The organism is Labedella endophytica (assembly GCF_003990045.1).
GTDB lineage: Bacteria > Actinomycetota > Actinomycetes > Actinomycetales > Microbacteriaceae > Labedella > Labedella endophytica.
Genome location: NZ_RZGZ01000002.1, coordinates 879020 through 905303, shown reverse-complemented (window position 1 = coordinate 905303; position 26284 = coordinate 879020). Strand labels below are relative to the sequence as shown.

Genomic DNA, 26284 nt, shown 5'->3' with positions numbered 1-26284 from the left:
TTCTTTCCACCTGATTCGACAAGATTTGTCGACGAATCGGCTTCAGACTGACAACGAAACTACTTCTTGAACGATTCCGATGGAGGGATCTCGAATGAGCATCGCGCAGATCACCGACCGCGGTCCCACGGCCGACGGCGACATCGCCATCACGCCGCAGGCCACCCGCCCGGGGAGCGACATCCACCGAGGCATCGACGCGCTCCGCGCCTGGGTCGAGGAGGTGGCCGCCCTCACCGAGCCGGACCGGATCGTGTGGTGCGACGGCTCGCTGGCCGAGTCCGATCGCCTCACGAAGCAGCTCGTCGCGGACGGGACCCTCATCCGGCTCAACCCCGAGTGGCGGCCGAACAGCTTCCTGGCCCGCACCGACCCCGACGACGTCGCTCGCGTGGAGTCGCGCACCTTCATCTGCACGAGCGACGAGGAGGACGCCGGGCCGACGAACAACTGGGTGGCTCCCGATGCGATGCGCACCGAGCTCGACGGCGTCTTCGCCGGCAGCATGCGCGGGCGCACGATGTACGTCGTGCCGTTCTCGTTGGGCCCGGTCGGCGGTCGGCTCTCGCAGCTCGGCGTGCAACTCACCGACTCGGAGTACGCGGTGCTCTCGATGGGTGTCATGACGCGGATGGGCGATCGGGTGCTCGACCTCATCGAGTCGGGGGAGCCGTGGGTCGCGACCGTTCACTCCGTCGGTGCACCGCTCGCGCCGGGCCAGGAGGACGTCGCGTGGCCGTGCAACGCGACGAAGTACATCGTGCAGTTCCCCGAGACGCGGGAGGTGTGGTCGTACGGTTCCGGTTACGGCGGGAACGCGATCCTCGCGAAGAAGTGCTTCGCGCTGCGGATCGCCTCCGTGATGGGGCGGGAAAAGGGCTGGCTCGCCGAGCACATGCTGCTCATCAAGCTCACCGATCCGCGGGGACGGTCGTTCCACATCGCCGCGGCGTTCCCCTCGGCGTGCGGGAAGACGAACCTCGCGATGCTCCGTCCCTCGCTCCCCGGATGGCGTGTCGAGACCCTCGGGGACGACATCGCCTGGTTGCGACCGGGAGACGACGGGCGGCTCTGGGCGATCAATCCCGAGGCCGGTTTCTTCGGCGTCGCGCCGGGTACCGGTGAGTCGACGAACGTCACCGCCGTCGAGACGCTCTGGGGCAACACGATCTTCACGAACGTCGCACTGCGCGACGACGGCGACGTGTGGTGGGAGGGGCTCACGGACACCCCACCGGCCCACCTCCTCGATTGGCGGGGCGAGGACTGGACGCCGGAGAGCGGTCGGCCCGCCGCGCACCCGAACTCGCGGTTCACGGTGGCCGCCGCGCAGTGCCCGCAGATGTCCGACGACTGGGAGGTGCCCGACGGCGTCCCGATCGACGCGATCCTCTTCGGAGGACGGAGGGCGACGAACGTGCCCCTCGTCGTCGAGGCCACCGACTGGCGCCACGGCGTCTTCATCGGCGCGACGATCTCGTCGGAGAAGACGGCCGCGGCGGAAGGGACCGTGGGGGAGTTGCGCCGCGACCCGTTCGCGATGCTCCCGTTCTGCGGCTACAACATGGCCGACCACTGGGCGCACTGGTTATCGATCGGTGAGAAGCTGCGCTTCGACCGGGCTCCGCGGATGTTCCAGGTGAACTGGTTCCGGAAGGGACCGGAGGGGGACTTCCTCTGGCCGGGATTCGGCGAGAACGCACGGGTCCTCGCGTGGATCGCCGCACGGCTGACCGGCGAGGTCGAGGCGGAGACGTCGCCGATCGGTCGACTCCCCGTGCTCGACGATCTGAACGTCGACGGGCTCGATCTCGCCGACGGCGCTCTCGAGCGTCTCTTCGCCGTCGACACGGCGTCGTGGGGCGCGGAGGCCGACCTCACGGAGGAGTTCTTCGCCCGGTTCGGCAAGCGTCTACCCGCCGCTCTGTCGACCGAACTCGCCGCGCTCCGTTACCGCCTCGCCCGTACCTGACTCGCCCCTCCTCCCCATCCCCGCCGGCGTCGCCCAGCGACGCTCGGCGACGCTCGGCCGCCTACTCGGGGTGGTGGCCCGGATGGTGACGCAGGTCGACCTTGGCGGGACCGATCTGCGTCACCACCCGACCCCCCACCCCCCCTTACCCCCTGAAAACTTCCTATGTGCTCGAAAATTCGAGCACATAGGAAGTTTTCAGGGGGTAGAGGAGGGGTCAGACGAGGAGCTGGTGCTTCGCGAGGTCGCGGTAGAGGGGCGTGGAGGCGACGAGCTCCGAGTGGGTTCCGGTACCGACGACGCGGCCCTCCTCGAGCACCACGATGTGGTCGCTGTCGACCACCGTCGAGAGCCGGTGCGCGATGACGATGAGCGTGCGGTCCGCCGCGACCGCGTCGATCGCGAGCCGCATCTTCTGCTCGTTGACCCCGTCGAGGCTCGAGGTCGACTCGTCGAGCAGCAGGATCGGGGGAGCCGCCACGAGGGCTCGTGCGATCGAGAGCCGCTGGCGCTCGCCGCCCGAGAGCATGATCCCGTCCTCGCCGACCGGGGCGTCGAGTCCCGCCGGGTCGCGGTCGAGTACATCCCCGAGGTTCACCGCGTGGAGCACGTCGATGCACAGCTCGTCCGTGGCGGCGGGGTTCCCGAGCAGCAGGTTCTGACGGATGGAGCCGGCGAGGACGGGGGCGTCCTGCTCCACATAGCCGATGCGGGCGCGTAGCTCGTCGCGCGGCATCGAACGCACATCCACGCCGTCGAGCCGGACGACGCCGGACGCGGGGTCGTAGAAGCGTTCGATGAGACCGAGAATCGTGGACTTGCCCGCCCCGCTCGGGCCGACGAGCGCCGTGCGGCGTCCGCGGGCCGCCGAGAAGCTGACGCCCCGGAGCACGGGGTCGCCCGGACCGCGGCGGTCCGCGGCGTCCTCGGCCTGCCCGTCGGCCGAGACGGACTCGGTGGGACTCGCCGACGCGGCCGCACCCGCGTCGGGGGCACCGGAGACACCGGCGGTCGCCGTCGCGGAACCTGCACCTGCACCTGCACCTGCACCTGCACCTGCACCTGCACCTGCCGACGAGTCGGCCGAGCCGGCCGAGCCCGTCGAGGCCGGAGACGCGTAGGCGAACACCACGTCGTCGAAGGAGATCGCCGGCTGGTCGGACGCGGGGGTCTTCGGGGCGGACGCGGTGGCCGCGATCTCCGCGTCGCGCGCGTCCTCGGACGGCAGACCGATGATCTCCTGGATGCGCCCGAGGGCGCCGAGCGCCTGGTTCGTCGCCGTGATGGCGCCGAAGGCCTGGGCGAGCGGCATGATCATCATGAACAGGAAGAGGATGAAGGCCACGAGGTTCGCCACGGTGAGCTCACCGGACGCCACGCGGAATCCGCCCACTCCGAGCACGACGAGGAACGACGCCTGCATCGCGATGCCCGCGACGGGCACGACGAGGGCCGAGATCTTCGCGACGCTCACTCCCATGCGCCAGGCACCCGTCGCGTCCTCGTCGATCGCGCGGATCTCGCGCTCGGTCGCGCCGGCCGCGCGGATGGTCCGCACAGCGCTGATCGCGCGTTCGACGGCCGCGGCCAGATCGCCCACCTTCTTCTGCGCACGCGCGCTCGCCACGCGGATCCGGGCGGCCAGGAGGGTGACGGTGACGACGGACACGGCGATCACGAGCACTGTCAGCCCGAGCAGCACCGGGTCGATGATGAACATCGCGATGAGGGCGCCGATGAAGGTGACCCCGCCGCCGACGGCCTCGACGAGACCCTGCGTGAGCACCGCGCGCAGCAGGGTCGTGTCGCTGCCCACGCGCGAGACGAGGTCGCCGGTCCGCCGGGCGTCGAACTCCGAGACCGGGAGGTGCAGCATGCGCGACACGAGTCGCTTGCGCGAGCTGAGCACGACGCCCTCTCCGGTCCGCTGAAGGAGGTAGTGCTGGTAGCCGCTGATGAGTCCGCTCACGACCACGAGTCCGATGAGCAGCCACACGAGGGTGCCGAGTGAATCACCGCTCTCGACGATCGAGATGACCTGGCTCACGAGCAGCGGCTGGGCGAGGGACGCCGCCGCGCCGAGGATGCTCAGGACGATGATGAACCACAGGATCCGACTGTGTTCGAAGAGGTAGGGGAGGAGCTCGCTGAAGCGCGCGCGGGGGCCCTCATCGATCTCGGCGCCGCGTCGTCCCCGCCGGCCGCCGCCACGACCCGTCGTCTCGGCTGGCGTGGTCGATGAGGTGGCGCTCGTCATGCGGTGCAGTCCTGTCGGGGAAGGGAAGGGGATCGTGCCCAGGGAGAACGGTACTCCGCCCACCTGTGACACCGACCAACCGCCCCGCACACTCGACTCCCCGTGCCTCTCCGCCCCGCTTTTCGCCAAGGTGCGGACTTTGGTCCTTTACTTCCTCGAAGTGCGGACTTTCGTCGTGTTCGTGAGTGAAAAGGCGACGATTGTCCGCACCGGAACGGGGATGGTGGTGCGTTCGAATGACCGTCGTCCACGGACCAGGGGCCCGGCGTCCGTCCCCAGATCGACGGAGATGCACATCGATGGTGCGCCGATTTCGCGAGAGTCCATGTATGAGATCTCGACCGCTCCCGGATCCTCTCGCACACGCGCCCTTCTCCGTCACCGAAGCACTCGCCCAGGGAGTGAGTCGCGGACGGCTGCGCTCGAGTGATCTTCATGCGCCTCATTGGGGCGTGCGTGCGACGGAGGAGTCCCGCACGCTCGAGGATGCGTGCCGAGAATTCATACCTCGGATGCCCGACAATGCGCTCTTCTCGCACAGCACGGCCGCCCGTGTCCACGGACTCCCCCTCCCCGCTCGATGTCTCGGGGTCGGACTCCACGTCGGGACCCCGTATGGCCGTCGGCCGGTCGATGCGGCGGGCGTTCTGGGTCATCGGATGCACCTCACTCCGCCGGATCGAACACGGGTCGATGGGATACCCGTCACGACAGTCGAACGCACGTGGACCGATCTCGCCGCTCTCCTGACTCTGCCGGAGCTCGTCGCCGCGGGAGATGTCCTCGTGCGTGGATGGGGAGAGGCCGCCTGGCACACCGTCGCGGAGCTGATCGAGCACCATCCACGTCGGCGCGGCCGCCCTCGGGCTCGACAAGCTCTGTCACTCCTCGATGGTCGATCGGAATCTCCGATGGAGTCGCGACTCCGGGTCCTCCTGGTCGAAGGCGGTTTCACCCGTTTCCGTCCCAATTTCGACATCCGAGGAATCGGCGGACGTTTCATCGCTCGAGGTGACCTCGTCGATGTGGAGCACCGGCTCGTTCTGGAGTACGAGGGTGATCACCACCGAACGGACGCCGCTCAGTGGCATCGGGATGTGAGGCGCACGGTGGAGTTGGAGGACGCCGGGTGGCGCGTCATCCGCGTGACGCGGTCGGGCCTGCGTGACCCCTCGCACATCTACACCAGCATTCACGCCCACTATCGGCGAGGACGACGCTGACCTCCTCCCGCGAAGTGCGGACTTCTGCTGTCTGAGCCCACGAACGGGGGACGAATGTCCGCACTTCGCGTGAGGAGAGAGCCGAAGTCCGCACTTTGCGGAGGACGGGGCGAGGCCGGGCGCGGTCGGGCGGGGCCGGAGGTGGGTCGAGGTGTGGACCGGTCAGCGGTCGATATCGATGTCCTTCGTCTCCTTGGAGAGGATGAGGGCGACGAGGGTGAGGACACCCATAGCGGACAGGTAGACGCCGACCCAGAACGGGCTGCCGTCGGCCGACGACCACAACCAGAGCGCCACGATCGGCGCGAGGGCGGCGCCGAGGATCGAGCTCACGTTGTAGCTGATCGCCGAACCCGTGTACCGCACGTTCGTGGGGAAGAGCTCCGGGAGCAGCGCGCCCATCGGCCCGAACGTCGACCCCATGAGAGCGAAGCCGAGCACGAGGAAGAGGATCACGGCCGGCGTGCCGCCACCGAGCATCGGGACGAAGAGGAACCCGAACACGATGATGAGCACGGTCACGACGATGAGCGTCTTGCGGCGGCCGAACCGGTCGGCGAGGGGACCGGACACGAGCGTGAAGATGCCGAAGAACACCACACCGAAGATGAGCATGAGCACGAAGTCCGTGTAGGTGTAGCCGAGTCCCGGGTAGAAGGCGGCGCGGAACGCCTCCTCGTTGAACGGGTTACCCGCGGCCTCCGCGGCGGCCTGGGCGTTCGCGGTGGCGGCGTCCACGTCGGAGGCCTTCGTCCCGTACGTGAGCGTGAAGTTCGTCATCAGGTAGAACAGCACGTAGGTCGCGAGCATGATGAACGTGCCGAGGATCAGCTCGCGCCAGTTCGACTTCAGGACGGTGCCGAGCGGGAGCTTCCGGACGGCACCGCGGTCGACCGTCTTCTGGAAGGTCGTGGACTCGACCAGTCGCAGTCGCACCCACAGGCCGATGATCACCATGACGGCCGAGAACAGGAACGGGATGCGCCAGCCCCAGTCGTCGAAGGCCTGGGACGGTGTGCCGGGCGCGTCCGCGTTCGGCAGGACGGCGTTGATGGTGAGGAAGATGCCGTTGGCGATGATGAAACCGAGCGGGGCACCGAGCTGAGGGAACGTGCCGTACCAGGCGCGCTTGCCCTTCGGTGCGTTCTCCGTGGCGACGAGGGCCGCGCCGCTCCACTCCCCACCGAGCGCGAAGCCCTGGGCGAGGCGCAGGACGAGCAGGAGGAGAGCGGCGAACCACCCGATGTTCTCGTACGTCGGCAGGACGCCGATGAGGAAGGTGGCGATTCCCATCGTGAGCAGTGAGGCGACGAGGGTCGCCTTGCGCCCGAACTTGTCGCCGTAGTGGCCGAAGACCACCGCGCCGACGGGACGCGCGATCATGGCGGCGCCGAACGTCGCGAAGGAGGCGAGGAGCGAGGTCGTCTCGTCGGCGGCCGGGAAGAACAGGCGCGGGAAGACGAGAACGGCTGCGGTCGCGTAGACGTAGAAGTCGTAGAACTCGATCGTCGTGCCGACGAGGCTCGCGAGGATGACGCGGGAACGGGGATTGGCGGGCGTCGTGCCCGAGGGAACGGAGGCTGTGCGTGACATAGCGGTGCGAGGGTCCAAAGAGAGAGGTGTGGACCGTTGCCCGGCACGCCGTTCGTGCCCGGGACCGACGGTGGAAGCTGGGGTCCGCTCGTGACGGACCACGTAACCATACGCCCGAGCGGAATTCACCGCCAGTTCGCAGGTTCGGCTTGACCGGGGATCCTCGGCGGGTCCCGTGCTCCGCCGACGCCCGGGGTGTCGCCTCGCGTCACCGTCCGAGGACCGCCCGCGTCAGCTCCGCAGTGCCCGGAGCGCGACTGCGGTGACGACGGCCGCTTCCGCCGCCTCGCGTCCCTTGTCCTCCTTCGAACCGGGGAGCCCCGACCGATCGAGACCCTGCTGCTCGTCGTCGAGGGTGAGCAGACCGAAGCCCACGGGCTTGCCCGTGTCGAGCGCGACCCGCGTGAGACCGTCGGTCGCGGCGGCGGAGACGTATTCGAAGTGGGGCGTCCCGCCGCGGATGATCACGCCGAGCGCGACGACGGCGTCCGCCCCCGCCTCGAGTGCGGCCTTGGCGACGACGGGGAGTTCGAAGCTCCCGGGCACCCGGACGAGCCGGTAGCTCGCCCCGGCATCGTCGAGCGCCGCCGAGGCCCCGGCGATGAGGGCCTCGCTGATGGTCTCGTGCCAGAGGCCTGCGACGATGACGACATCGAGTCCGCTGCCGTCGACCTGGAGGTCGGGGGATCCTGCACCGCTCATGGGATGGCCTTCCGTTCGTGACGATTCGTGGGGTGGGACGGGGTCAGCGGCGCTCGCCGCGGTCGGCCGGCTCGGAGACGGGGATGACCCGGTCGAGCTGGTGGCCCATGCGGTCGCGCTTGGTGTCGAGGTAGGCCGCAGCGATCTCGCCGACGCCCACGACGAGCGGCACGCGTTCCGAGACGGCGATCCCGCGGGAGACGAGCTGCCGTACCTTCTCGGGGTTGTTCGTGAGCAGGCGGACGGACGAGATCCCGAGCTCCTCGAGGATCGCGGTCGCTGCGGTGTAGCTGCGCGCATCGGCCGGCAGCCCCAGGGCGAGGTTGGCGTCGAGCGTGTCGAGCCCGTCCTCCTGGAGCCTGTACGCACGCAGCTTATTGACGAGACCGATCCCGCGACCCTCGTGGCCGCGGAGGTAGATGACGATTCCGCCCGATCGGTCGATCTCGTCGAGCGCGGCCGTGAGCTGCGGGCCGCACTCGCATTTGAGGGAGCCGAACGCCTCGCCGGTGAGGCACTCGGAGTGCACGCGGACGATGGCGCCGTCGGTGGGCTGCCCCGAGATGATCGCGACATGGTCGGCACCCGTCTCGCGGTCACGGTAGGCGCGCACGCGGAAGGTCCCGTGGGTGGTGGGGATCGTCGTCTCCACCTCGAAGCGCACGGCCGATTCCGCCGGCGCCTCGTCGCCGGTCCGGTCGCAGGCCCCGGCCGCGTCGGGGTTCGCGTCGAGGAATTCGACGAGGTCGGCGATCGTGATGACGGGCAGGTCCGCGCTCCGCCCGAGCTCGATGAGCGCCGGCAACCGCATCATGTCGCCGTCGTCCTCGACGAGTTCGGCGATGACACCGACAGGCTCGAGCCCGGCGAGCGTCAACAGATCCACGGCCGCCTCGGTGTGACCCGGTCGGACGCGGACGCCGCCGTCGACCGCGCGGAGCGGCAGGACGTGACCCGGTCGGATGACGGACGACGGTCCGGAAGCGGGGTCCGCGAGGGTGCGTAGGGTGTGCGCCCGATCGTGGGCGCTGATGCCGGTCGTGACGCGGTCGGCCGCGTCGACCGAGACCGTGTAGGCCGTCCCACGCGGGTCCTCGCTGCGCTCGACCATGGGCGGCAGCTCCAGGCGGTCAGCGGTGGCACTCGTCATGGGGGCGCAGACGTAGCCGCTCGAGTGGCGGACGATCCAGGCGAGCCACTCGCGCGTCGCGAACTGCGCGGCCATGATGGCGTCGCCCTCGTTCTCCCGCCCTTCGTCGTCGGCGACGAGGACGGGCTTGCCGGCACGGAGGGCGTCGAGCGCGTCGGGGATCGTGGCGAGGGTCATGATGCGTGCCTTTCGGACTGCGTCCGGAACGCGAGCATGCGCTCCACGTGACGCGCGAGGATGTCGGTCTCGATGTTGACGACGTCGCCGATCCCGAGGGATCCGAGACTCGTCACCGCGAGGGTCTCGGGAATGAGCGAGACCTCGAACCAGTGTTCGGAGTCGTCAGGGCCGGAGAGGGAACTGACGGTGAGGGAGACGCCGTCGACGGCGATGGATCCCTTGTCCACGACGAGGGGTGCGAGGGATGCGGGGAGGGAGAAGCGCAGGACGCGCCAGGCGGAGCCCTCCGTGACGGACAGGAGCGCCGCCGTGCCGTCGACGTGCCCTTGCACGATGTGGCCGCCCAGGCGGTCGCCTACCTGCGCGGCCCGCTCGAGGTTGACCCGGCGGCCGGCCGCCGCGGTGTCGAGACTGGACATCGCGAGCGTCTGCGCCATCACATCGGCGGTGAAGCTCTCGTCGCCGGAGGTCACGACGGTGAGACACACCCCGCTCACGGCGATGGAGTCGCCGATGCGCGCTCCCGTGACGGCGAGGGGCCCGCGCACGGTGAGGCGCGCGGCGTCGGCGACGCGGTCGACGGCGACGATCTCGCCGAGTTCTTCGATGATTCCCGTGAACATGTCAGTGACGTCCTTTCGGAACGGCGATGAGGAGGAGATCGGCACCGAGGGAGACGGTCTCACGCACGTCGAGGCGGAGCCCGTCGGCGAGTGTGGCCGCGCCGATGTCGGTGAGGGCGGTGCGGGGACCGCCGAGAAGGAGGGGAGCGAGGTAGACGTGGACCTCGTCGACGAGGCCCGTCGCGATGACCGCGCTCGCGAAGCGTGGTCCGCCCTCGATGAGGAGGGAGCGGATACCTCGCGTATGCAGCGCGGAGAACTCCCCGACGAGGGCGTTGCCCGGGGACGTGAGGAGACCGCGGGGATGTGCGCGCACGCGGGCGCCCGGGGGCACGGCGGTGCGCCCGAAAACCACGGGGATCGGCTGATACTCGGCCAGCCGGTCGCCGTCCCGCGCGGTGAGCGCCGGGTCGTCCGCGAGCACCGTTCCCGTTCCCACCCCGATGGCGTCGACGAGGGAGCGGCGACGGTGCACGTCGGCTCGCGCGGCCGATCCCGTGATCCACCGGCTGGATCCGTCCGTCGCGGCGACCCGGCCGTCGAGGGTCGACGCCCACTTCACGATGATGCGGGGGCGACCGAGACGCGCGGCGGTGAGCCAGTCGTCGAGGAAGATCTCGCCCTCCTCGCGGCGGAACCCGCGCTCGACCTCGATCCCCGCCGCCCGCAGGCGTTCGCCGCCACCTCCCGAGGAGTTGCCCGGGTCGTCGACCGCGAAGACCACGCGGGCGATACCGGCGGCGATGAGCGCCTCGGAGCATGGCCCCGTCCGGCCCGTGTGGTTGCAGGGTTCCAGGGTGACGACGGCGGTCGCCCCCGCGGCGGCACCGGCGGGGAGCCGCGACAGGGCGTCGACCTCTGCGTGCGCCGTGCCCGATCCGCGGTGGTGGCCCTCGGCGATCACGCGCCCGTCGCGGCCGAGGATGACGCAGCCGACCCGAGGGTTCACCCCGCGCGCGGGGCCGAGGTCCGCGAGCTCGAAGGCGCGCGTCATCGCGGCGTCGATCCGCTCGTTCGCCCGCATAGCCCGCTCCGTCCGATCTCTCTGCGAGACGGACCCCGGGGTGCCGTGCGATGCCGTCGGGCATCGCCGACAACGGTCGCCGGATCACCGACGACCGTCGTGCTGCCTTCCATCCGGACTCGAGCCGATCCCTGAGGATCGACCCATAACCGTCGGTGCCGGAATTCCACCGGCTCAACCGCCGAAGCGGGTCGCGGACTATCACCGCCGGTTCGGACTCTCACCGACCCCGGAGCACGTGTCTCCTGACATCGTAGGTCACCGCGCTGGCAGCGGGTCCAGCGGCATCGCGACGTTGCGTCAGATGACCGCCGCGGTCAGGAGGCCGGTGCCCGTTCGGCGAGGGTCTCGTCGACCAGTCGACGCGCCGTGGCCGAGTCGACGATCAGGTCCGTCACGACTCCGGCGGCGAGCGCGCCCTTGAGGCTCGGGATCTTGGAGATGCCGGCCACGACGCACACGCGTCGAGCGATACCCCGGAGCACGGAGATGCCGGGCCCTGACGAACGCGCGTTGAGGGCGACGCCGTCCTCGCTCCCGTCCTCCCGGTAGAACACGGTCGCGACGTCACCGACGACTCCGGATTCCGACAGGCTCGCGAAGTCGGCCGCGTCGAGGTAGCCGCCGATGTACACGTGGCTCGGCACCCCCGCGAACGGGGAGCCGAGGCCGAAGACCGCGATGTCGAGTTCGCGCTGCATCGCGACGAGGCGCGCGATACTGCGCTCGCGCCAGAGGGCCGCCTTCGTCTCGGGGTCATCGAAGAAGGCCGGGACGGGGAACTGCTGCACGTGGGCGCCGTAGGCCGAGCCGTACCGTTCGAGGATCTCGCTCGCGTAGAGGATGCCTGTGGTGCGGGGGTTGGCCGCGCCGTTGAGCTGCACGATGGTGGAGTTCTGGGTCGCTTTGGGCACGAGGTGCCGAGAGATCGCACTCATCGTGGAGCCCCACGCGATCCCCATCGACATGTTGGAGTCGAAGAACGTGCCGAGAATTCGTGCAGCGGAGACAGCGACCCGCTCGAGCCTGTCGGCGTCGCCCGTCTGATCGGGGACGGGGACGACGTGCGCGACGATCCCGAAGAGTCGGGCGATGTCGTCCTCGAGCTGGCGTGGAATGTCGAAGGGGGAGTGCACGCGGATGTCCACGAGCCCGGTTTCCCGGGCGTGACTGAGCAATCGGGAGACGGAGGACCTCGAGGTGTGGAGCTCGGAGGCGATCGCCTCCATCGTGAGGTCCTGCAGGTAGTAGAGCTGCGCGGCGGTCAACGCGTCGCGTGTCCGCGAGGTCAGCGTCCCCGGATCCTCCACGAGCCCTCCATTCCTTTGCACGTTTGTGCAACCGACTTGAACATACGTGAGTGTACGCCGGATGATCGTTGGAGGGCACGAGCGGCATCCGAACGCACGCGTGTCCGCCCAGCTGCAAGGAGCACAACGTGGTTCGTCCTACCCCCCAGTCATCCGAGCGCCGCCCCACCGTGTCGGCAATCGCCGAGCGTCCGAACGCTCAGGTCCTCGTCATCGGCGCCGGCATCAACGGCATCGCCACCTTCCGGGACCTCGCTCTCCAGGGCATCGACGTCGTCCTCGTCGAGCGCGACGACTTCGTCTCCGGCGCGTCGTCGGCCTCGTCTCACATGATCCACGGCGGCGTCCGCTACCTCGAGAACGGCGAGTTCCGCCTCGTGCGTGAATCCGTTCAGGAGCGCAACCGCCTGATCAAGACGGCTCCCCACTACGTGAAGCCCCTGCGCACCACGATCCCCATCTACTCGACGTTCTCCGGCATCCTCTCCGCGCCGCTGCGTTTCCTCACGCACAAGGCAGGCAAGCCCACCGAACGCGGCGCCGCCCTCATCAAGGTGGGAATGGTGCTGTACGACTCCTTCTCCCGCGACGGCGGCACCGTGCCCCGCCACCGCTTCCTCGGTCGCAAGCGGTCGCTCGAGGAGCTGCCCCGCCTCAACGCCGGGCTCAAGTACACCTCCACCTACTACGACGCATCGATGCACGACCCGGAGCGCCTCGCCCTCGACGTCCTGCGTGACGGTGTCGAGAGCAGCTCGAACGCTCGCGCCGCGAACCGTCTCTCGGTGGTCGGATCCGAGAACGGAGCGATCGTGCTCCGTGACGAGGAGACCGGGGAGACCTTCCCCTTCACCGCCGACGTCGTCGTTAACGCGAGCGGTCCCTGGACCGACCTGACGAACGCCGGGCTCGGCAAGCCCACGTCGTACATGGGTGGGACCAAGGGCTCGCACATCGTGCTCGACCACCCGGAGCTTCTCGAAGCGACAGGTGGGCGCGAGATCTTCTTCGAGCACGAGGACGGCCGCATCGTCCTCATCTACCCGCTCAAGGGCATGGTCATGGTCGGCACCACCGACCTCGAGGCCGACCCGACGCAACCCGCCGTCTGCACCGAGGAGGAGGTCGACTACTTCTTCGACCTCGTCAAGCACGTCTTCCCGGATGTCGCCGTCGACCGCTCGCAGATCGTCTACCGCTTCTCCGGCATCCGTCCCCTCCCCGGGCACGGAGACACGGCCCCCGGCTTCGTGTCTCGTGACTACCGCATCGTCGAGGGTGACCTCGCCGGCACCCCGGTGCTCAGCCTCGTCGGAGGCAAGTGGACGACGTTCCGCGCCCTCGGCGAGCACCTCGCCAACGAGGTCCTCGGCAAGCTCGGTCGCGAGCGCACCGTGTCCACCACGACGCTCCCGATCGGTGGTGGCCGTGACTACCCGACGACGCCGGCGGCGCGCCGTGTGTGGGTGAGCTCCCGTGCCGATGCCCTCTCGAGCGAGCGGGTCGACGAGCTCCTCGAGCGCTACGGGACCCGGGCCGACGCGTTCATCGCGCTCGCCGACGAGGCCGACGAGCAGCCGCTCGAGACGGTGCCGTCATACAGCCGCGAGGAGATCGCGCACATCGTCCGCACCGAGCAGGTCGTACACCTCGACGACCTCCTCTTGCGGCGCACGAGCATCGCGTTCACCGGTCGCGCGTCCCGCGCAGCGATCGACGAACTCGCCGAGATCACCGCCGGTGTCCTCGGATGGGACGAGTCCACGCGGGAGGCGGAGGTGGAGCGCATGGCTGCGCTCCTCATCGAGCGTCACGGTGTGGATCTCGACGCGACGTCGCGACGGGAGTCCGACCGGGTCCGCTGACCGACAGCGGGACCGACGGCTCTTGTCGGGACCCCCGCCTGACGCTACGTTTCAGGTGGGTTGACAAAGCACGCTGCCGACGCTCGGGATGGACCCGGCCGGCGCACCTGAAAGAAGGTCAATGTGGACACTCCTCTGGCAACAATCTTCCTGAGCGAAGTCGTCGGTACGGCGATGCTCCTCCTCCTCGGTGGAGGTGTCGTCGCCACGGCCATCCTGGCGAAATCGAAGGGCCTCGGCGGCGGCTGGCTGCTCATCAACTTCGGTTGGGGCCTCGCGGTCTTCGCCGGTGTGACGGTCTCCTACTCGTCGGGTGCGCACCTCAACCCGGCGGTCACGATCGGTCTCCTCACCACCGGTGACATCACCTTCGTGCAGGCCCTCGTCTACTGGGGCGCTCAGATGGTCGGTGCCCTCATCGGTGCCTTCTTCGTGTGGCTCGCCTTCAAGCAGCACCTCGACGCGGAAGAGGACGCGGGCGCCAAGCTCGGCGTCTTCGCGACCGGCCCCGCCATCCGCAACTACGGCTGGAACCTCGTCACGGAGATCATCGCGACGTTCGTGCTCGTGTTCGTGGTCATCGGCTTCGGCCGTGTCGGCGACGCCGAGGTCGGCACTCCTGCCGGTCTCGCCGCGCTCGGTGCCGTTCCCGTCGCCCTGCTCGTGGTCGGTATCGGTGCGTCCCTCGGTGGACCGACCGGCTACGCGATCAACCCCGCTCGTGACCTCGGCCCCCGCATCATGCACGCGCTCCTGCCCATCAAGGGCAAGGGCTCGAGCGACTGGTCCTACGCGTGGGTCCCGATCGTCGGTCCGCTCGTCGGCGGTGTGCTCGCCGGTGCCGCTTCCGGTCTCCTCCTCCCCATCATGTGATCCCCGCGGGTGCGGCGACCTCGGTCGTCGCACCCGCACCTCGTTCCACGCTGTCCCCAACAAAGGAGTTAACCCATGGCGCAATACGTCATCGCCATCGACCAGGGCACGACCTCGTCGCGTGCCATCGTCTTCGACAAGTCGGGCTCGATCGTCAGCACCGGCCAGCTCGAGCACGAGCAGATCTTCCCCAAGGCCGGCTGGGTCGAGCACGACCCCAAGGAGATCTGGAACAACACCCGCGAGGTGATCGGCCAGGCCCTGTCCAAGGCGAACATCACCCGCCACGACATCGCCGCGATCGGTATCACGAACCAGCGCGAGACCGCCGTGGTCTGGGACAAGACCACCGGAGAGCCCGTCTACAACGCCATCGTCTGGCAGGACACCCGCACACAGTCGATCGTCGACCGACTCGCCAAGGACGGCGGCGTCGAGCGCTTCAAGAAGACGGTCGGGCTCCCGCTCGCCACGTACTTCTCGGGCACGAAGATCGTCTGGATCCTCGAGAACGTCGAGGGCGCACGCGAGAAGGCAGAGGCCGGCGACCTGCTGTTCGGCACCACCGACTCGTGGGTCCTCTGGAACCTCACGGGCGGCACGGACGGCGGCGTGCACGTCACCGACGTGACCAACGCGAGCCGCACGCTGTTCATGGATCTCGAGACCCTGCAGTGGGACGAGGAGATCCTCGACATCTTCGGCGTGCCGAAGTCGATGCTCCCCGAGATCAAGTCCTCGAGCGAGGTCTACGGCACGGCATCCACGCACAGCCTCCTCCGTGAGGTCCCGATCGCGGGCATCCTCGGCGACCAGCAGGCCGCCACCTTCGGACAGGCCGCATTCGAGACCGGCGAGGCGAAGAACACCTACGGCACGGGTAACTTCATCATCTTCAACACGGGTGAAGAGATCGTGCACTCGGAGAACGGCCTGCTCACGACGCTCGGCTACAAGCTGGGCGACGCGAAGCCGCACTACGCGCTCGAGGGATCCATCGCCGTCACGGGCTCGCTCGTGCAGTGGCTCCGTGACAACCTCGGCATGTTCGCGCAGGCTCCCGACATCGAGGCGCTCGCGAAGAAGGTCGAGGACAACGGTGGAGCGTACTTCGTCCCCGCGTTCTCCGGCCTGTTCGCGCCGTACTGGCGTCCCGACGCCCGCGGAGCCCTCGTGGGCCTCACGCGCTACGTGAACAAGAACCACATCGCCCGCGCCGCTCTCGAGTCGACGGCCTACCAGACCGCCGAGGTCATCGACGCGGTCAACGCCGACTCCGGCGTGCCCCTCACCGAGCTCAAGGTCGACGGCGGCATGACCGCCAACGACACGCTCATGCAGTTCCAGGCGGACATGCTCGGCGTTCCCGTCGTGCGCCCGGTCGTCGCGGAGACCACCGCCCTCGGTGCCGCCTACGCAGCCGGCCTCGCGGTCGGGTTCTGGTCCGACCTCGCCGACTGCGCGAAGAACTGGCAGGAGGACAAGCGCTGGGAGCCCCAGATGCCGTCCGAGCAGCGCGACAAGCTGTACCGCAGCTGGAAGAAGGCCGTCACGAAGACCTTCGACTGGGTGGACGAGGACGTCGACTGACGCCTCCAGCTCACCGGCTGGACATCGACCGCCGGGGTCCTCTTCTCGAGGGCCCCGGCGGTTCGTCGTCTGTGCCGATGCCGGCGGGTCGCGATGTCCGGTGTCGGGTCGGCGGGCTCAGGAGCCGAGCGTCTCAGCGGGCCAGCCGTCGGCGGGAGATCGATCGTCGGTCTCGAGGATGGCCGCCGTCCACTCGTCCGCCCGGCGCGTGCGGTCGACAGCCCCGAGCCGACGGGTGCCCTCGAATCGGAGGCCGGCTCGTCGTGCGACCGACGCCGACGGGACGTTGCCCGCGAGGGCGCGCCAGACGATGCGCGCGAGAGCGGGGCCGTCGAGGGAGAATCCGTAATCGATCACCGCGGCGACGGCTTCCGGCATGAGGCCATCGCCGCGTGCCGCCGGCGCGAGCCAGTAGCCGATCTCGCCCGCGCCCTCGTGGATGCCTTCCAAGCCGACCATCCCGACGAGCTCGAGTCCATCGACATGGACATCGACATCGACACGCCGGCGGCGGACGGCCCACGTGCGCGCCGTTCCCGCGGCCCAACCGGCGGTGACGTAGGAGTTCACGAAGTTCTCGGCGTCCTCGCGCGTGTAGGGCGAGGGTACGGTCGTCCATCGTTGGATGGCCGGATCCTGGCACGCGGCAGTGATCGCGTCGACGTCGTCCGCGACGGGCGCGGACAGCTCGAGGCGTGCGGTGCGGAGGACGACGGGTTCGGTCACGGCGCCGTCACCGCCGCCGCAGGAGACCGACGCGGTCGTACACGTCGGAGAGCGTCGCGTCGGCGACGGCGTCGGCCTTCGCCGCGTTGACCGACAGGATCCGATCGAGCTCGGCCGGATCGTCGAGCAGCTCGAGCGCGCGCGCCCTCACGGGTTCGAACTCGGACAGCACGACCTCGGCGAGGGACTTCTTGAAATCGCCGTAGCCCGACCCCGCGAACTCGTCCTCGAGTGCCGCGATCGATGTCCCGGACAGGGCCGAGTGGATCGTGAGGAGGTTCGACACACCCGGCTTCGACTCCCGGTCGAACCGCACGGAGCCCTCGTCGTCGGTCACGGCGCGCATGATCTTCTTGCGGGTCACACCGGGCTCGTCGAGCATCCACAGCACGCCGGCGTGCGACTCCGACGACTTCGACATCTTCGACGTGGGGTTCTGGAGGTCGTAGATGCGCGCGGTCTCCTTCTGCACCATCGCCTCGGGGATCGTGAAGGTCGCGCCGTAGCGGGAGTTGAACCGCTCCGCCAGGTCGCGCGTGAGCTCGATGTGCTGACGCTGATCGTCCCCGACGGGCACGACGTTCGTCTGGTAGAGCAGGATGTCGGCGGCCATGAGTACGGGGTACGCGAAGAGGCCGACCGAGGTGGTGTCGGCTCCGTAGCGGGCCGACTTGTCCTTGAACTGCGTCATGCGCCCGGCCTCGCCGAACCCGGTGATGGTGTTGAGGATCCACGCGAGTTCGGCGTGCGCGCGCACGTGCGACTGCACGTAGAGCGTCGACTTCTCCGGCTCGATGCCCGCCGCGATGTACTGGGCCGCGGTCCGGCGGGTCTTGTCCCGCAGCTCGGCCGCGTCGTTGGGCTGCGTGAGGGCGTGGAGGTCGACGACGGAGAAGAACGCGTCGTGGCTGCTCTGCAGGTCGCGCCACTGCAGGAGGGCTCCGATGTAGTTGCCGATCTGGAGGGAGTCGGCGGACGGCTGCATTCCGGAGTAGAGACGGGGCGAGGTCATGATGGTCCTTCGCGAAGGGCCGGCGGCGGTGTCGTGCCGACCCGATGGGTGGGAGGGGGAGAGGTGGGTGGTCAGATCGCGTAGTCGACGACCACGGGGGCGTGGTCGGACCATCGTGTGTCCCAGGCCGAGGCCCGGTCGATCTCGTACGACGTGACGGTGGCGGCGAGGGCGGGGGAGGCCATGTGGTAGTCGAGTCGCCAGCCGGTGTCGGTGTCGAACGCCTTGCCGCGCTGCGACCACCACGTGTACGGACCCTCGACCTCGCCGGCGTGGACGCGACCGACGTCGACCCAGCCGTGTCCAGGGCCGACGCTGCCGTCGACGCCCGTGATCTGCTCGCCCTCGGCGCCGAAGAAGCGGTCGAAGTAGGCGCGCTCGTCGGGTAGGAAGCCGGCGTTCTTGCGATTGCCCTTCCAGTTCTTGATGTCGAGCTCGCGGTGACCCACGTTGAGGTCGCCGACGACGAGCGCGTACTCGTTGTGCGCGCGGAGCTCCGGCAGGCGCTGCGTCATCGCGTCGAGGAATTTGTACTTCTCGACCTGCTTCGGGGTGCCCACCTCGCCGGAGTGCACGTAGGTGGACACGACCGTTATCGGGGTGCCGTCCACGTCGTAGTCGGCCTCGAGCCACCGGCCGGCGCTGTCGAAGTCGTCGGCTCCGAAGTCCACGCGGTGGACCGTTGCGGCGCGGCGGCTCGCGAGAGCGACACCGGCGCGACCCTTCGCCGTGGCCGCATCGTGGAGGACGGTCCACTCGGGGCCGAGCAGGCCCTCGATGTCCTCCGTCGACGCCCGGACCTCCTGCATCGCCAGGATGTCGACGTCCCGGCCGGCCAGCCAGTCGCCCATGCCCTTGCGGTAGGCGGCACGGATGCCGTTGACGTTGACGGAGACGACGCGGAGGGGACGAGCGGGCATGCCTCCAGTTTAGGGGCGGCCGCCGACACCGCCGCTGCGGTCGTCATCCGACGGCGATCGGCTCCTTCTCCGCCACCCGGGCGGCGGCGTCCTCGTCCTCGGCGCGTTGCAGCGCCCGTCGGGCACGGAACCGGCCGATGGGACCCGTCGCGCCGTCGAGGTCCGCGCGCGCGGCCTCGAGCGCCGCGGCGGCGACGATCCGACGGGCCTCCCGCTCACGGCGCTCCTGCTGTTCGGGCGTGTAGTGCGTCACGACGACGCCGCGATCGTCGAGGCTCACGGCGATCCATGCCGCGCAGAGGAGCACCACGCGCCAGACGATCGCGAACCAGAGGAGCAGACCGATGAAGACGGCGAAGGTCGCGAGCAGCGGATTGCGGCCGGCGCCGCCGAGGATCAGCCCACTCACGACGCTGAGAGCCGCGAGAGCGATGCTGCCCATCCCCGCTCCCAGGAGGAGGAACCTCGGGGGGATGGGGATGGAGGACAGGACGCGGAACATGAGGGACAGCGCCACGATGTTCACGAGGACCGAGATGACGAGGCTCACGGCGCGCACACCCGCGACGACCGGCACGGAGTTCTCGTCGAGATTCAGGATCCCGACGACCCAGTCGAGCGCCGCTGTGCTCACGACGGAGGCGAGACCGCCGGCGATGAGGAGGACGCCGAAACCGAACGCGAGGCCGAGGTCGATGGCCTTCTGCAGTACGAACAGGCGCGTGATGGGCGGTGCGCCGAAGATGGCGCGGACGGCCTGCCGCATGAAGCCGAGCCACCCGATCGCCGTCCAGAGCAGCCCGACGAGGGCGATGGCCCCAGCCCAGTTGATGACGCTCGCGCTCGCGAGGGCATCGCGCGAGATGATGCCGTCGTCGTCCGAGCCCCCGATGAGCCCGGGGACGTAGCCGTTGATGATGTCGACCACGGCGTCGAGCACGTCGGGGCTCGACCGCAGCCATAGTCCCGCGATGGCGAAGCCGACGAAGATCGCGGCGAAGACGGCGAAGACGGACTGGAAGCTCATGCCGGCCGAGAGCAGGTCGCCGTCGCGTTCCGTGAAGCGGGTCAGGACACGAACCGGCTTGAGCTTCATCACCCGCTCGACGAGTGACGTGATGCGCTGGACGAGTGTCGGAGCAGCCGCGTCGGTCGACTCGGACTCGTTCCGTTCACTCATGGGCAGAAGCCTACCGACGCGCGTGAGGAGACGAGCGACGGATGCGGCGATCGTGCGTCTCGCGGCTGTTCGTCCAGCGGGATACCCGCATACGGGGGGTGTTCTGACAGAATGAACGAGGGCGAACGTGTTCGCGGACGAACCGTCCGAACGCCGGCCCCCCGTCCGTCGTCGTCCGAGGTGAGTCCGTGAACCCCAGCATCCGCTACTCCGCGTCGACGGAGAGCCCCGACTGGGTCCTGCTCGTCACGAGGCGGATCGTCCTCGCACTGAACTCCGCCCCGGACACCGCGCTGATCCACAAGCTGTGGGCCGTCGCCTCGGCGGAGGACGCGTCGGTCGATCGCGTGCTGCGCGACGTACCGGCCGAGGTATCCGGTGCCGCCCTGCCGTTCGCCGTCATCGGGCTGCCCGACGACGGGGCGACGGCCCTCACCCTCTTCGTGCACGCGGGGGCCGGACTGGACGTGCTGGCCTCGGGCGCACGACGTCGGATCGTCGCCGAGGGGAGCCCCTGGTTCCGTACGAGTCTGGATGCCGTGACCCATCTCTCCCTCGGCGATCCCGCCCAGATCCACGCCCCCGCGCTCCCGCTCGCCGAGGGTGTCGTGCGCGCCGCCCGGCTCGACATGGTGTTCGCGGACGAGCGACTCACCCAGCCGCGCACCGGGTCGATGTCGGCGGTCGACGTCGCCCACGACGGTCACACCGTGCTGCGGTCCGACCTTCCCCGCCCTCGTGATCTCGACGAGCCGGCTCCCCTCGCCCCCGCGGAGGGCCCGCGGAGCCTGCTCTTCGGGTACCGGTTGAACGGCAGCCAACCCTTCGCGCTCGATGTGCCCCACTACTTCGGTCGCAATCCGAAGAGGCCGCCGGCCGGCGGCCGTGTCGTGGTCGTGCAGTCGTCCACGAAGTCCGTCTCGGCGACGCACGTGGAGGTCGAGCAGCTGGGGGACAACGTGGTCGTCACCGACCTGAAGTCGACGAACGGAACGTCCCTCATCGTCCCTGGGGCGAGTTGGCAGCGGCTCGCCGCCGGTCAGTCCCTCGTCGTGCCGGCCGGCACCTTCATCGACATCGGCGACGGCAACGTCATCGAGATCATGCCGGGCCAGCCGATCGCCGCCGGCCACTAGCCCCCTCCTCTCTCACTGCACCGAAAATCCCCTCTGTGCCCGATAATTCGAGCACAGAGGGGATCTTCAGGGGGTGGAAAGAGATCAGGCGGTGCCGCGCATGATGGCCGACTTGACCTCGGCGATCGCCTGCGTCACCTGGATGCCGCGGGGGCAGGCCTCGGTGCAGTTGAAGGTGGTCCGGCAGCGCCAGACACCGTCCTTGCCTCCCAGGATGTCGAGGCGGACCTTGGCCTCGTCGTCACGGGAGTCGAAGATGAAGCGGTGCGCGTTCACGATCGCGGCCGGTCCGAAGTACTGGCCGTCGGTCCAGAACACGGGGCACGACGAGGTGCACGCGGCGCACAGGATGCACTTGGTGGTGTCGTCGAAGCGGGCGCGGTCGGCGACCGACTGCACGCGCTCCTTGCCGGCACCGGGCATGGTGCGCGCCTGGAGGAAGGGCTGGACCTCGCGGAAGGAGGCGAAGAACGGCTCCATGTCGACGATGAGGTCCTTCTCGAGGGGGAGCCCCTTGATGGCCTCGACGTAGATCGGCTTCGAGATGTCGAGGTCCTTGATCAGCGTCTTGCACGCGAGGCGGTTGCGTCCGTTGATGCGCATCGCGTCGGAGCCGCAGATGCCGTGGGCGCAGGAGCGGCGGAACGTGAGAGAACCGTCCTGGTCCCACTTGATCTTGTGGAGCGCGTCGAGGATACGGTCCGTCGCGAACATCTCGACGTCGAAGTCCTGCCAACGCGGCTCCTCGTCCACCTCCGGGTCGAACCGGCGGATGATGAGGGTAACGGTGAACGACTCGATCGCGTCGGCGTCGGTCGGTGCTGCATCGAGGGTGGCCGTCGACATGTCAGTACTTCCTCTCCATCGGCTGGTAGCGGGTGATGACCACGGGCTTCCAGTCGAGCCGGATGTGATCCGCCGGGTCGGCGGAGTGGGGGTCACCCGACAGATAGGCCATCGTGTGCTTCATGTAGTTCTCGTCGTCGCGATTCGGGAAGTCGTCGCGCATGTGGCCGCCTCGGCTCTCCTGACGGTTGCGCGCCGAGAAGACGACGACCTCCGCCAGGTCGAGGAGGAAGCCCAGCTCGATCGCCTCGAGGAGATCGGTGTTGTAGCGCTTGCCCTTGTCCTGCACCGAGATGCCGAGGTAGCGCTCGCGCAGTCCGTGGATGGTCTCGGTGACCTCGGCGAGCGACTCGTCGGTGCGGAAGACCTGGGCGTTGCGGTCCATGTTGTCCTGGAGCTCCTTGCGGAGCGCGGCGACCCGCTCGGTACCGGTCGCCGACCGCAGCTGCGCGATGAGCTCGCGGATCTCCTTGGTGGGGTCCTCGGGCAGCGGGGTGAAGTCGACGCCCTTGACGTACTCGACGGCGTTGCGTCCGGCGCGCTTGCCGAACACGTTGATGTCGAGCAGGGAGTTGGTGCCGAGCCGGTTCGAGCCGTGCACGGACACGCACGCGCACTCTCCCGCGGCGTAGAGCCCCGGGACGACGGTGGTGTTGTCGCGCAGGACCTCGGCGGCCACGTTCGTGGGGATGCCGCCCATCGCGTAGTGCGCCGTCGGCATGACGGGCACGGGCTCGACGACGGGATCCACGCCGAGGTAGGTCCGCGCGAACTCCGTGATGTCGGGGAGCTTCGTCTCGAGCACCTCGGCGCCGAGGTGGGTGCAGTCGAGGAGTACGTAGTCCTTGTGCGGACCGGCTCCGCGGCCCTCGGCCACCTCCTGGACCATGCAACGGGCGACGATGTCACGCGGTGCGAGGTCCTTGATGGTGGGGGCGTAGCGCTCCATGAAACGCTCGCCCGACGCGTTGCGGAGGATCGCTCCCTCGCCGCGCGCGCCCTCGGTGAGGAGGATGCCGAGACCGGCCAGGCCGGTGGGGTGGAACTGGAAGAACTCCATGTCCTCGAGGGGGAGCTTCTTGCGCCAGATGATGCCGACGCCGTCTCCCGTGAGGGTGTGGGCGTTCGACGTGGTCTTGTAGATCTTGCCGAAGCCGCCGGTGGCGAAGATGATCGCCTTCGACTGGAAGACGTGCAGATCGCCGGTGGAGAGCTCGTAGGCGACGACGCCCGACGGCTGCTCGACCCCGTCGACCTCTGTCATCACGACATCGAGCACGTAGAACTCGTTGAAGAAGTTGATGCCGAGGCGGACGCAGTTCTGGAAGAGCGTCTGCAGGATCATGTGGCCGGTGCGGTCGGCGGCGTAGCACGCGCGGCGGACCGGGGCCTTGCCGTGATCGCGGGTGTGGCCGCCGAAGCGACGCTGGTCGATCTTGCCTTCGGGAGTCCGGTTGAACGGCAGGCCCATGTTCTCGAGGTCGATGACCGCGTCGATGGCCTCCTTCGCGAGGATCTCCGCCGCGTCCTGGTCGACGAGGTAGTCGCCGCCCTTGACCGTGTCGAAGGTGTGCCACTCCCAGGTGTCCTCCTCGACGTTCGCGAGAGCCGCCGCCATGCCGCCCTGGGCGGCTCCGGTGTGCGAACGCGTGGGGTAGAGCTTCGAGATCACGGCGGTCTTCGCGCCGGGTCCGGCCTCGATGGCCGCCCGCATGCCGGCGCCGCCGGCACCCACGATGACGACGTCGAACTGGTGGTAGTGGACGCCGTCGACGATCGTCGACTCGGACGGGGAGGAGGGAGCTGCTGAATTCGTCATAGGTCCTGTGGTCACGGAGCGGGGCAGAAGGAGGGGAGGAGGTGTGCCTGGTCGGCGGGCACGACGGGGCACGGGTCGAACGTGAAGACCACGAGGGTGCCGAGCAGGATGAGCACGACGACCGAGGCGGCGATGGCTCCGACGAGCACCTTCCGAAGTCGCGGCGAACGGGCGTAGTCGTTGACGATCGTGCGCATGCCGTTGCCGCCGTGGATCATCGCGAGCCACAGCATGAGCGTGTCCCAGACCTTCCAGAACGGGTCAGACCACTTGCCGCCGACGAAGGCGAAGTCGATGGCCTTGACGCCCTCTCCGACCATGAGGTTGACGAAGAGGTGGCCGAAGATGAGGACGAGGAGCACGACGCCGGAGACGCGCATGTAGATCCAGCCCCACTTCTCCCAGTTGACGCCGCGTCGTTTCGCGGAGCCTGCCGGGGTGCGGGGGGAGTCGATCGTGGTGGAAGTCATGGCCGTCCCCCTCAGTGGCTGAACACGTTGATGAGGTGCCGTGGCACGAAACCGAGCATCGTGACGACCCACAGGCCGATCACGACGTAGAACATGACGCGCTGGTAGCGCGTGCCCTTCGACCAGAAGTCGATGAGGATGATCCGCAGACCGTTGAAGGCGTGGAAGACGATCGCGCCGACGAGTCCGACCTCGCCGAGCCCCATGATCGGGGTCTGGTAGGTGCCGATGACCGCGTTGTACGCCTCGGGCGAGACGCGGACGAGTGCCGTGTCGAGCACGTGCACGAGCAGGAAGAAGAAGATGGCCACGCCGGTGATGCGGTGCAGCACCCATGACCACATCCCCTCGCGACCGCGATAGAGCGTGCCCGCCGGACGGCGCGACGTAGTGGTGGAGAGATCGGGCTCTCTCGATTGCTCCGGTGTTCCGACAGTCTTCACTGACACGAAACGACCTCCCAGTTCGACGGGGGTTATCGGAGCCGGAAAGGGCCCCGTGCGTCACTTCGGCGCGTGAACACCAGTGTATTCGCGCGGACCGACATTGTCCCTTTAGGCGACCCTTACAACGGGGCCCCTTGCGGAGCGCGCCGGAACCGTCCGGTCACAGCCACGTCTTGCGTTTGAAGACCCCGTAGAGCACGGCGCCCGATGCCACGAGCAGGCCGAGGGCGAAGGGGTAGCCGTACGTCCAGTGGAGTTCCGGCATCACGTCGAAGTTCATACCGTAGATGCCCGTGATGATCGTGGGACCGAAGAGGATCGCCGCCCAGGCCGAGATGCGCTTGACGACCTCGCCCTGCTTGAGGCTCGTCTCGGTCATGCGCGCGATCTCGTCGTTCTGCCGCTGGGCGACGAGCGTGCCGTTGACCGTGAGGATGTCGCGCAGGAGCTGACGGAACGCCATGACCTTCTCATCGACGTGCACGAGGTGGTCGGCGACGTCGCGCAGACCGCGTTGCAGTTCGGGCGCGACCCCGTACTTGTCGCTCCCGAGCTCGAGGCGCCGGACGACGTCGAGGAGCGGCTGCTCCGCCCGCTCGAAGGCGATGACCTCGCGGGAGAGCTCGTAGATGCGCCGGGAGACCGTCGAGTCGCCCTCGAAGACCTCCTCCTCGATCTCGTCGATGTCGTTCGACAGCCCCCGGACGACCGGCTGGTACTCGTCGACGACCGCGTCGATGATCGCATAGAGCACGGCGTGGGGGCCGAGCTCGAGCAGCTGAGGGTTGCCCTCCATGCGGGTGCGCACTCCCGTGAGCTGCGGCGCCTCCGCGTGACGCAGGGTCACGATGAAGTTGGGCCCGAGGAAGACGTGCAGCTCGCCGAAGACGAGCCGTTCGGTCTCGTCCACGTAGTCGGCCGCGCGCAGCACGATGAAGAGGACGTCGTCGTAGCGCTCCATCTTGGGGCGCTGGTGGGCGAGCACCGCGTCCTCCACGGCGAGCGCGTGCAGGCCGAACTCGCGGGCGATCGCGCCCACCTCGTTCTCGTCCGGTCGATAGAGGCCGATCCACGCGAATCCGTCGGGCGTCGTCCTGAGGGTGGAGAACGCCTCGGCGAGGGTCTCAGGCGCGGACACCTTTCGCCCGCCGGAGTAGATACCGGCGGCGACGAGGCTGTCGCGATCGTCGGGGGCCTGGACCAGACGGCGGGCGCCGCGTGTGCCGACGGGCCGCTTCGGGTCGGGGAGGGGGATCCCGAGGGTGTTCGACTCGTCCACTGCTGCCCCTTCCGTGACGACACCACTGTAGACCTGCCCACAGTGTGCTCCCGCCGCGAAATCACGCCGTCATCTGCTCTCGGTATGG

22 protein-coding genes and 1 riboswitch are annotated in these 26284 nt (G+C 68.8%); of the genes, 6 read left to right on the top strand and 16 right to left on the bottom strand.

Features of this window, described 5'->3' with window-relative positions; all coding sequences use genetic code 11:
* Positions 1 to 94: 94 nt before the first annotated feature.
* Positions 95 to 1972, top strand: a complete 1878-nt coding sequence (locus ELQ94_RS07775; RefSeq protein WP_127048868.1) for a phosphoenolpyruvate carboxykinase (GTP) — start codon at positions 95 to 97, stop codon at positions 1970 to 1972.
* A gap of 217 nt (positions 1973 to 2189) precedes the next feature.
* Here ELQ94_RS07775 and ELQ94_RS07770 read toward each other — a convergent pair whose 3' ends face one another.
* A complete protein-coding gene (locus ELQ94_RS07770) occupies positions 2190 to 4229 on the bottom strand; it encodes an ABC transporter ATP-binding protein (RefSeq protein WP_127048866.1) in 2040 nt (679 codons plus the stop codon).
* Between the two features lie 236 nt (positions 4230 to 4465).
* On the opposite strand from ELQ94_RS07770, the gene ELQ94_RS17740 reads away from it, so the two are divergent.
* On the top strand, positions 4466 to 5452 hold the full coding sequence (locus ELQ94_RS17740; protein WP_127048864.1) for an endonuclease domain-containing protein: 987 nt from the start codon (positions 4466 to 4468) through the stop codon (positions 5450 to 5452).
* A gap of 162 nt (positions 5453 to 5614) precedes the next feature.
* On the opposite strand, the gene ELQ94_RS07760 is transcribed toward ELQ94_RS17740, so the two are convergent.
* The 6 genes from ELQ94_RS07760 to ELQ94_RS07735 form a co-directional block, all read right to left on the bottom strand.
* Positions 5615 to 7045, bottom strand: a complete 1431-nt coding sequence (locus ELQ94_RS07760) for an MFS transporter (protein ID WP_127048861.1) — start codon at positions 7043 to 7045, stop codon at positions 5615 to 5617.
* 231 nt (positions 7046 to 7276) lie between these two features.
* Entirely contained in the window at positions 7277 to 7747 is a 471-nt protein-coding gene (gene ribH, locus ELQ94_RS07755; protein WP_127048859.1) for a 6,7-dimethyl-8-ribityllumazine synthase, read from the bottom strand.
* 43 nt (positions 7748 to 7790) lie between these two features.
* A complete protein-coding gene (ribB, locus tag ELQ94_RS07750) occupies positions 7791 to 9074 on the bottom strand; it encodes a 3,4-dihydroxy-2-butanone-4-phosphate synthase (protein WP_127048857.1) in 1284 nt (427 codons plus the stop codon).
* Positions 9071 to 9700 (bottom strand): riboflavin synthase, encoded by a 630-nt coding sequence (locus tag ELQ94_RS07745; protein WP_127048855.1) that lies wholly within the window; start codon positions 9698 to 9700, stop codon positions 9071 to 9073. The genes ribB and ELQ94_RS07745 overlap by 4 nt, the downstream gene beginning before the upstream one ends.
* A 1-nt stretch (position 9701) precedes the next feature.
* Positions 9702 to 10724 (bottom strand): bifunctional diaminohydroxyphosphoribosylaminopyrimidine deaminase/5-amino-6-(5-phosphoribosylamino)uracil reductase RibD, encoded by a 1023-nt coding sequence (ribD, locus tag ELQ94_RS07740; protein ID WP_127048853.1) that lies wholly within the window; start codon positions 10722 to 10724, stop codon positions 9702 to 9704.
* A gap of 95 nt (positions 10725 to 10819) precedes the next feature.
* A riboswitch (FMN riboswitch) is annotated at positions 10820 to 10966 on the bottom strand.
* Positions 10967 to 11041: 75 nt separating this feature from the next.
* Positions 11042 to 12034 carry a sugar-binding transcriptional regulator gene (locus ELQ94_RS07735; protein ID WP_424976980.1) on the bottom strand — a complete coding sequence of 331 codons (993 nt, stop codon included), beginning with the start codon at positions 12032 to 12034 and terminating at the stop codon, positions 11042 to 11044.
* A gap of 128 nt (positions 12035 to 12162) precedes the next feature.
* On the opposite strand from ELQ94_RS07735, the gene ELQ94_RS07730 reads away from it, so the two are divergent.
* The 3 genes from ELQ94_RS07730 (at position 12163) to glpK (ending at position 16362) form a co-directional block, all read left to right on the top strand.
* The gene (locus ELQ94_RS07730) at positions 12163 to 13899 is read left to right on the top strand and encodes a glycerol-3-phosphate dehydrogenase/oxidase (RefSeq protein WP_127048851.1); all 1737 of its coding nucleotides are present in this window, start codon (positions 12163 to 12165) and stop codon (positions 13897 to 13899) included.
* Between the two features lie 123 nt (positions 13900 to 14022).
* A complete protein-coding gene (locus ELQ94_RS07725; protein WP_279432480.1) occupies positions 14023 to 14772 on the top strand; it encodes an MIP/aquaporin family protein in 750 nt (249 codons plus the stop codon).
* A 75-nt stretch (positions 14773 to 14847) separates the two neighbouring features.
* A complete protein-coding gene (gene glpK, locus ELQ94_RS07720; protein WP_127048849.1) occupies positions 14848 to 16362 on the top strand; it encodes a glycerol kinase GlpK in 1515 nt (504 codons plus the stop codon).
* 117 nt (positions 16363 to 16479) lie between these two features.
* On the opposite strand, the gene ELQ94_RS07715 is transcribed toward glpK, so the two are convergent.
* The 4 genes from ELQ94_RS07715 to ELQ94_RS07700 form a co-directional block, all read right to left on the bottom strand.
* Positions 16480 to 17088, bottom strand: a complete 609-nt coding sequence (locus ELQ94_RS07715; protein WP_127048847.1) for a GNAT family N-acetyltransferase — start codon at positions 17086 to 17088, stop codon at positions 16480 to 16482.
* A gap of 7 nt (positions 17089 to 17095) precedes the next feature.
* Positions 17096 to 18100, bottom strand: coding sequence for a tryptophan--tRNA ligase (gene trpS, locus ELQ94_RS07710; RefSeq protein ID WP_127048845.1), 1005 nt, complete (start codon positions 18098 to 18100; stop codon positions 17096 to 17098).
* 71 nt (positions 18101 to 18171) lie between these two features.
* A complete protein-coding gene (locus ELQ94_RS07705) occupies positions 18172 to 19020 on the bottom strand; it encodes an exodeoxyribonuclease III (protein WP_127048843.1) in 849 nt (282 codons plus the stop codon).
* 43 nt (positions 19021 to 19063) lie between these two features.
* A complete protein-coding gene (locus tag ELQ94_RS07700; RefSeq protein WP_127048841.1) occupies positions 19064 to 20200 on the bottom strand; it encodes a YihY/virulence factor BrkB family protein in 1137 nt (378 codons plus the stop codon).
* Between the two features lie 188 nt (positions 20201 to 20388).
* Here ELQ94_RS07700 and ELQ94_RS07695 point away from each other — a divergent pair, with 188 nt between their 5' ends.
* Positions 20389 to 21336 carry an FHA domain-containing protein gene (locus ELQ94_RS07695; RefSeq protein ID WP_127048839.1) on the top strand — a complete coding sequence of 316 codons (948 nt, stop codon included), beginning with the start codon at positions 20389 to 20391 and terminating at the stop codon, positions 21334 to 21336.
* 84 nt (positions 21337 to 21420) lie between these two features.
* On the opposite strand, the gene ELQ94_RS07690 is transcribed toward ELQ94_RS07695, so the two are convergent.
* The 5 genes from ELQ94_RS07690 to ELQ94_RS07670 form a co-directional block, all read right to left on the bottom strand.
* A complete protein-coding gene (locus tag ELQ94_RS07690) occupies positions 21421 to 22182 on the bottom strand; it encodes a succinate dehydrogenase iron-sulfur subunit (protein WP_127048837.1) in 762 nt (253 codons plus the stop codon).
* Position 22183: 1 nt separating this feature from the next.
* Positions 22184 to 24001, bottom strand: coding sequence for a succinate dehydrogenase flavoprotein subunit (gene sdhA / locus ELQ94_RS07685; RefSeq protein WP_127048835.1), 1818 nt, complete (start codon positions 23999 to 24001; stop codon positions 22184 to 22186).
* 11 nt (positions 24002 to 24012) lie between these two features.
* Positions 24013 to 24471, bottom strand: coding sequence for a succinate dehydrogenase hydrophobic membrane anchor subunit (locus ELQ94_RS07680; protein WP_127048833.1), 459 nt, complete (start codon positions 24469 to 24471; stop codon positions 24013 to 24015).
* A gap of 11 nt (positions 24472 to 24482) precedes the next feature.
* Positions 24483 to 24920, bottom strand: coding sequence for a succinate dehydrogenase, cytochrome b556 subunit (sdhC, locus tag ELQ94_RS07675; RefSeq protein ID WP_127048831.1), 438 nt, complete (start codon positions 24918 to 24920; stop codon positions 24483 to 24485).
* A gap of 157 nt (positions 24921 to 25077) precedes the next feature.
* Positions 25078 to 26196 carry a magnesium and cobalt transport protein CorA gene (locus tag ELQ94_RS07670; protein ID WP_127048829.1) on the bottom strand — a complete coding sequence of 373 codons (1119 nt, stop codon included), beginning with the start codon at positions 26194 to 26196 and terminating at the stop codon, positions 25078 to 25080.
* Positions 26197 to 26284 lie beyond the last annotated feature (88 nt).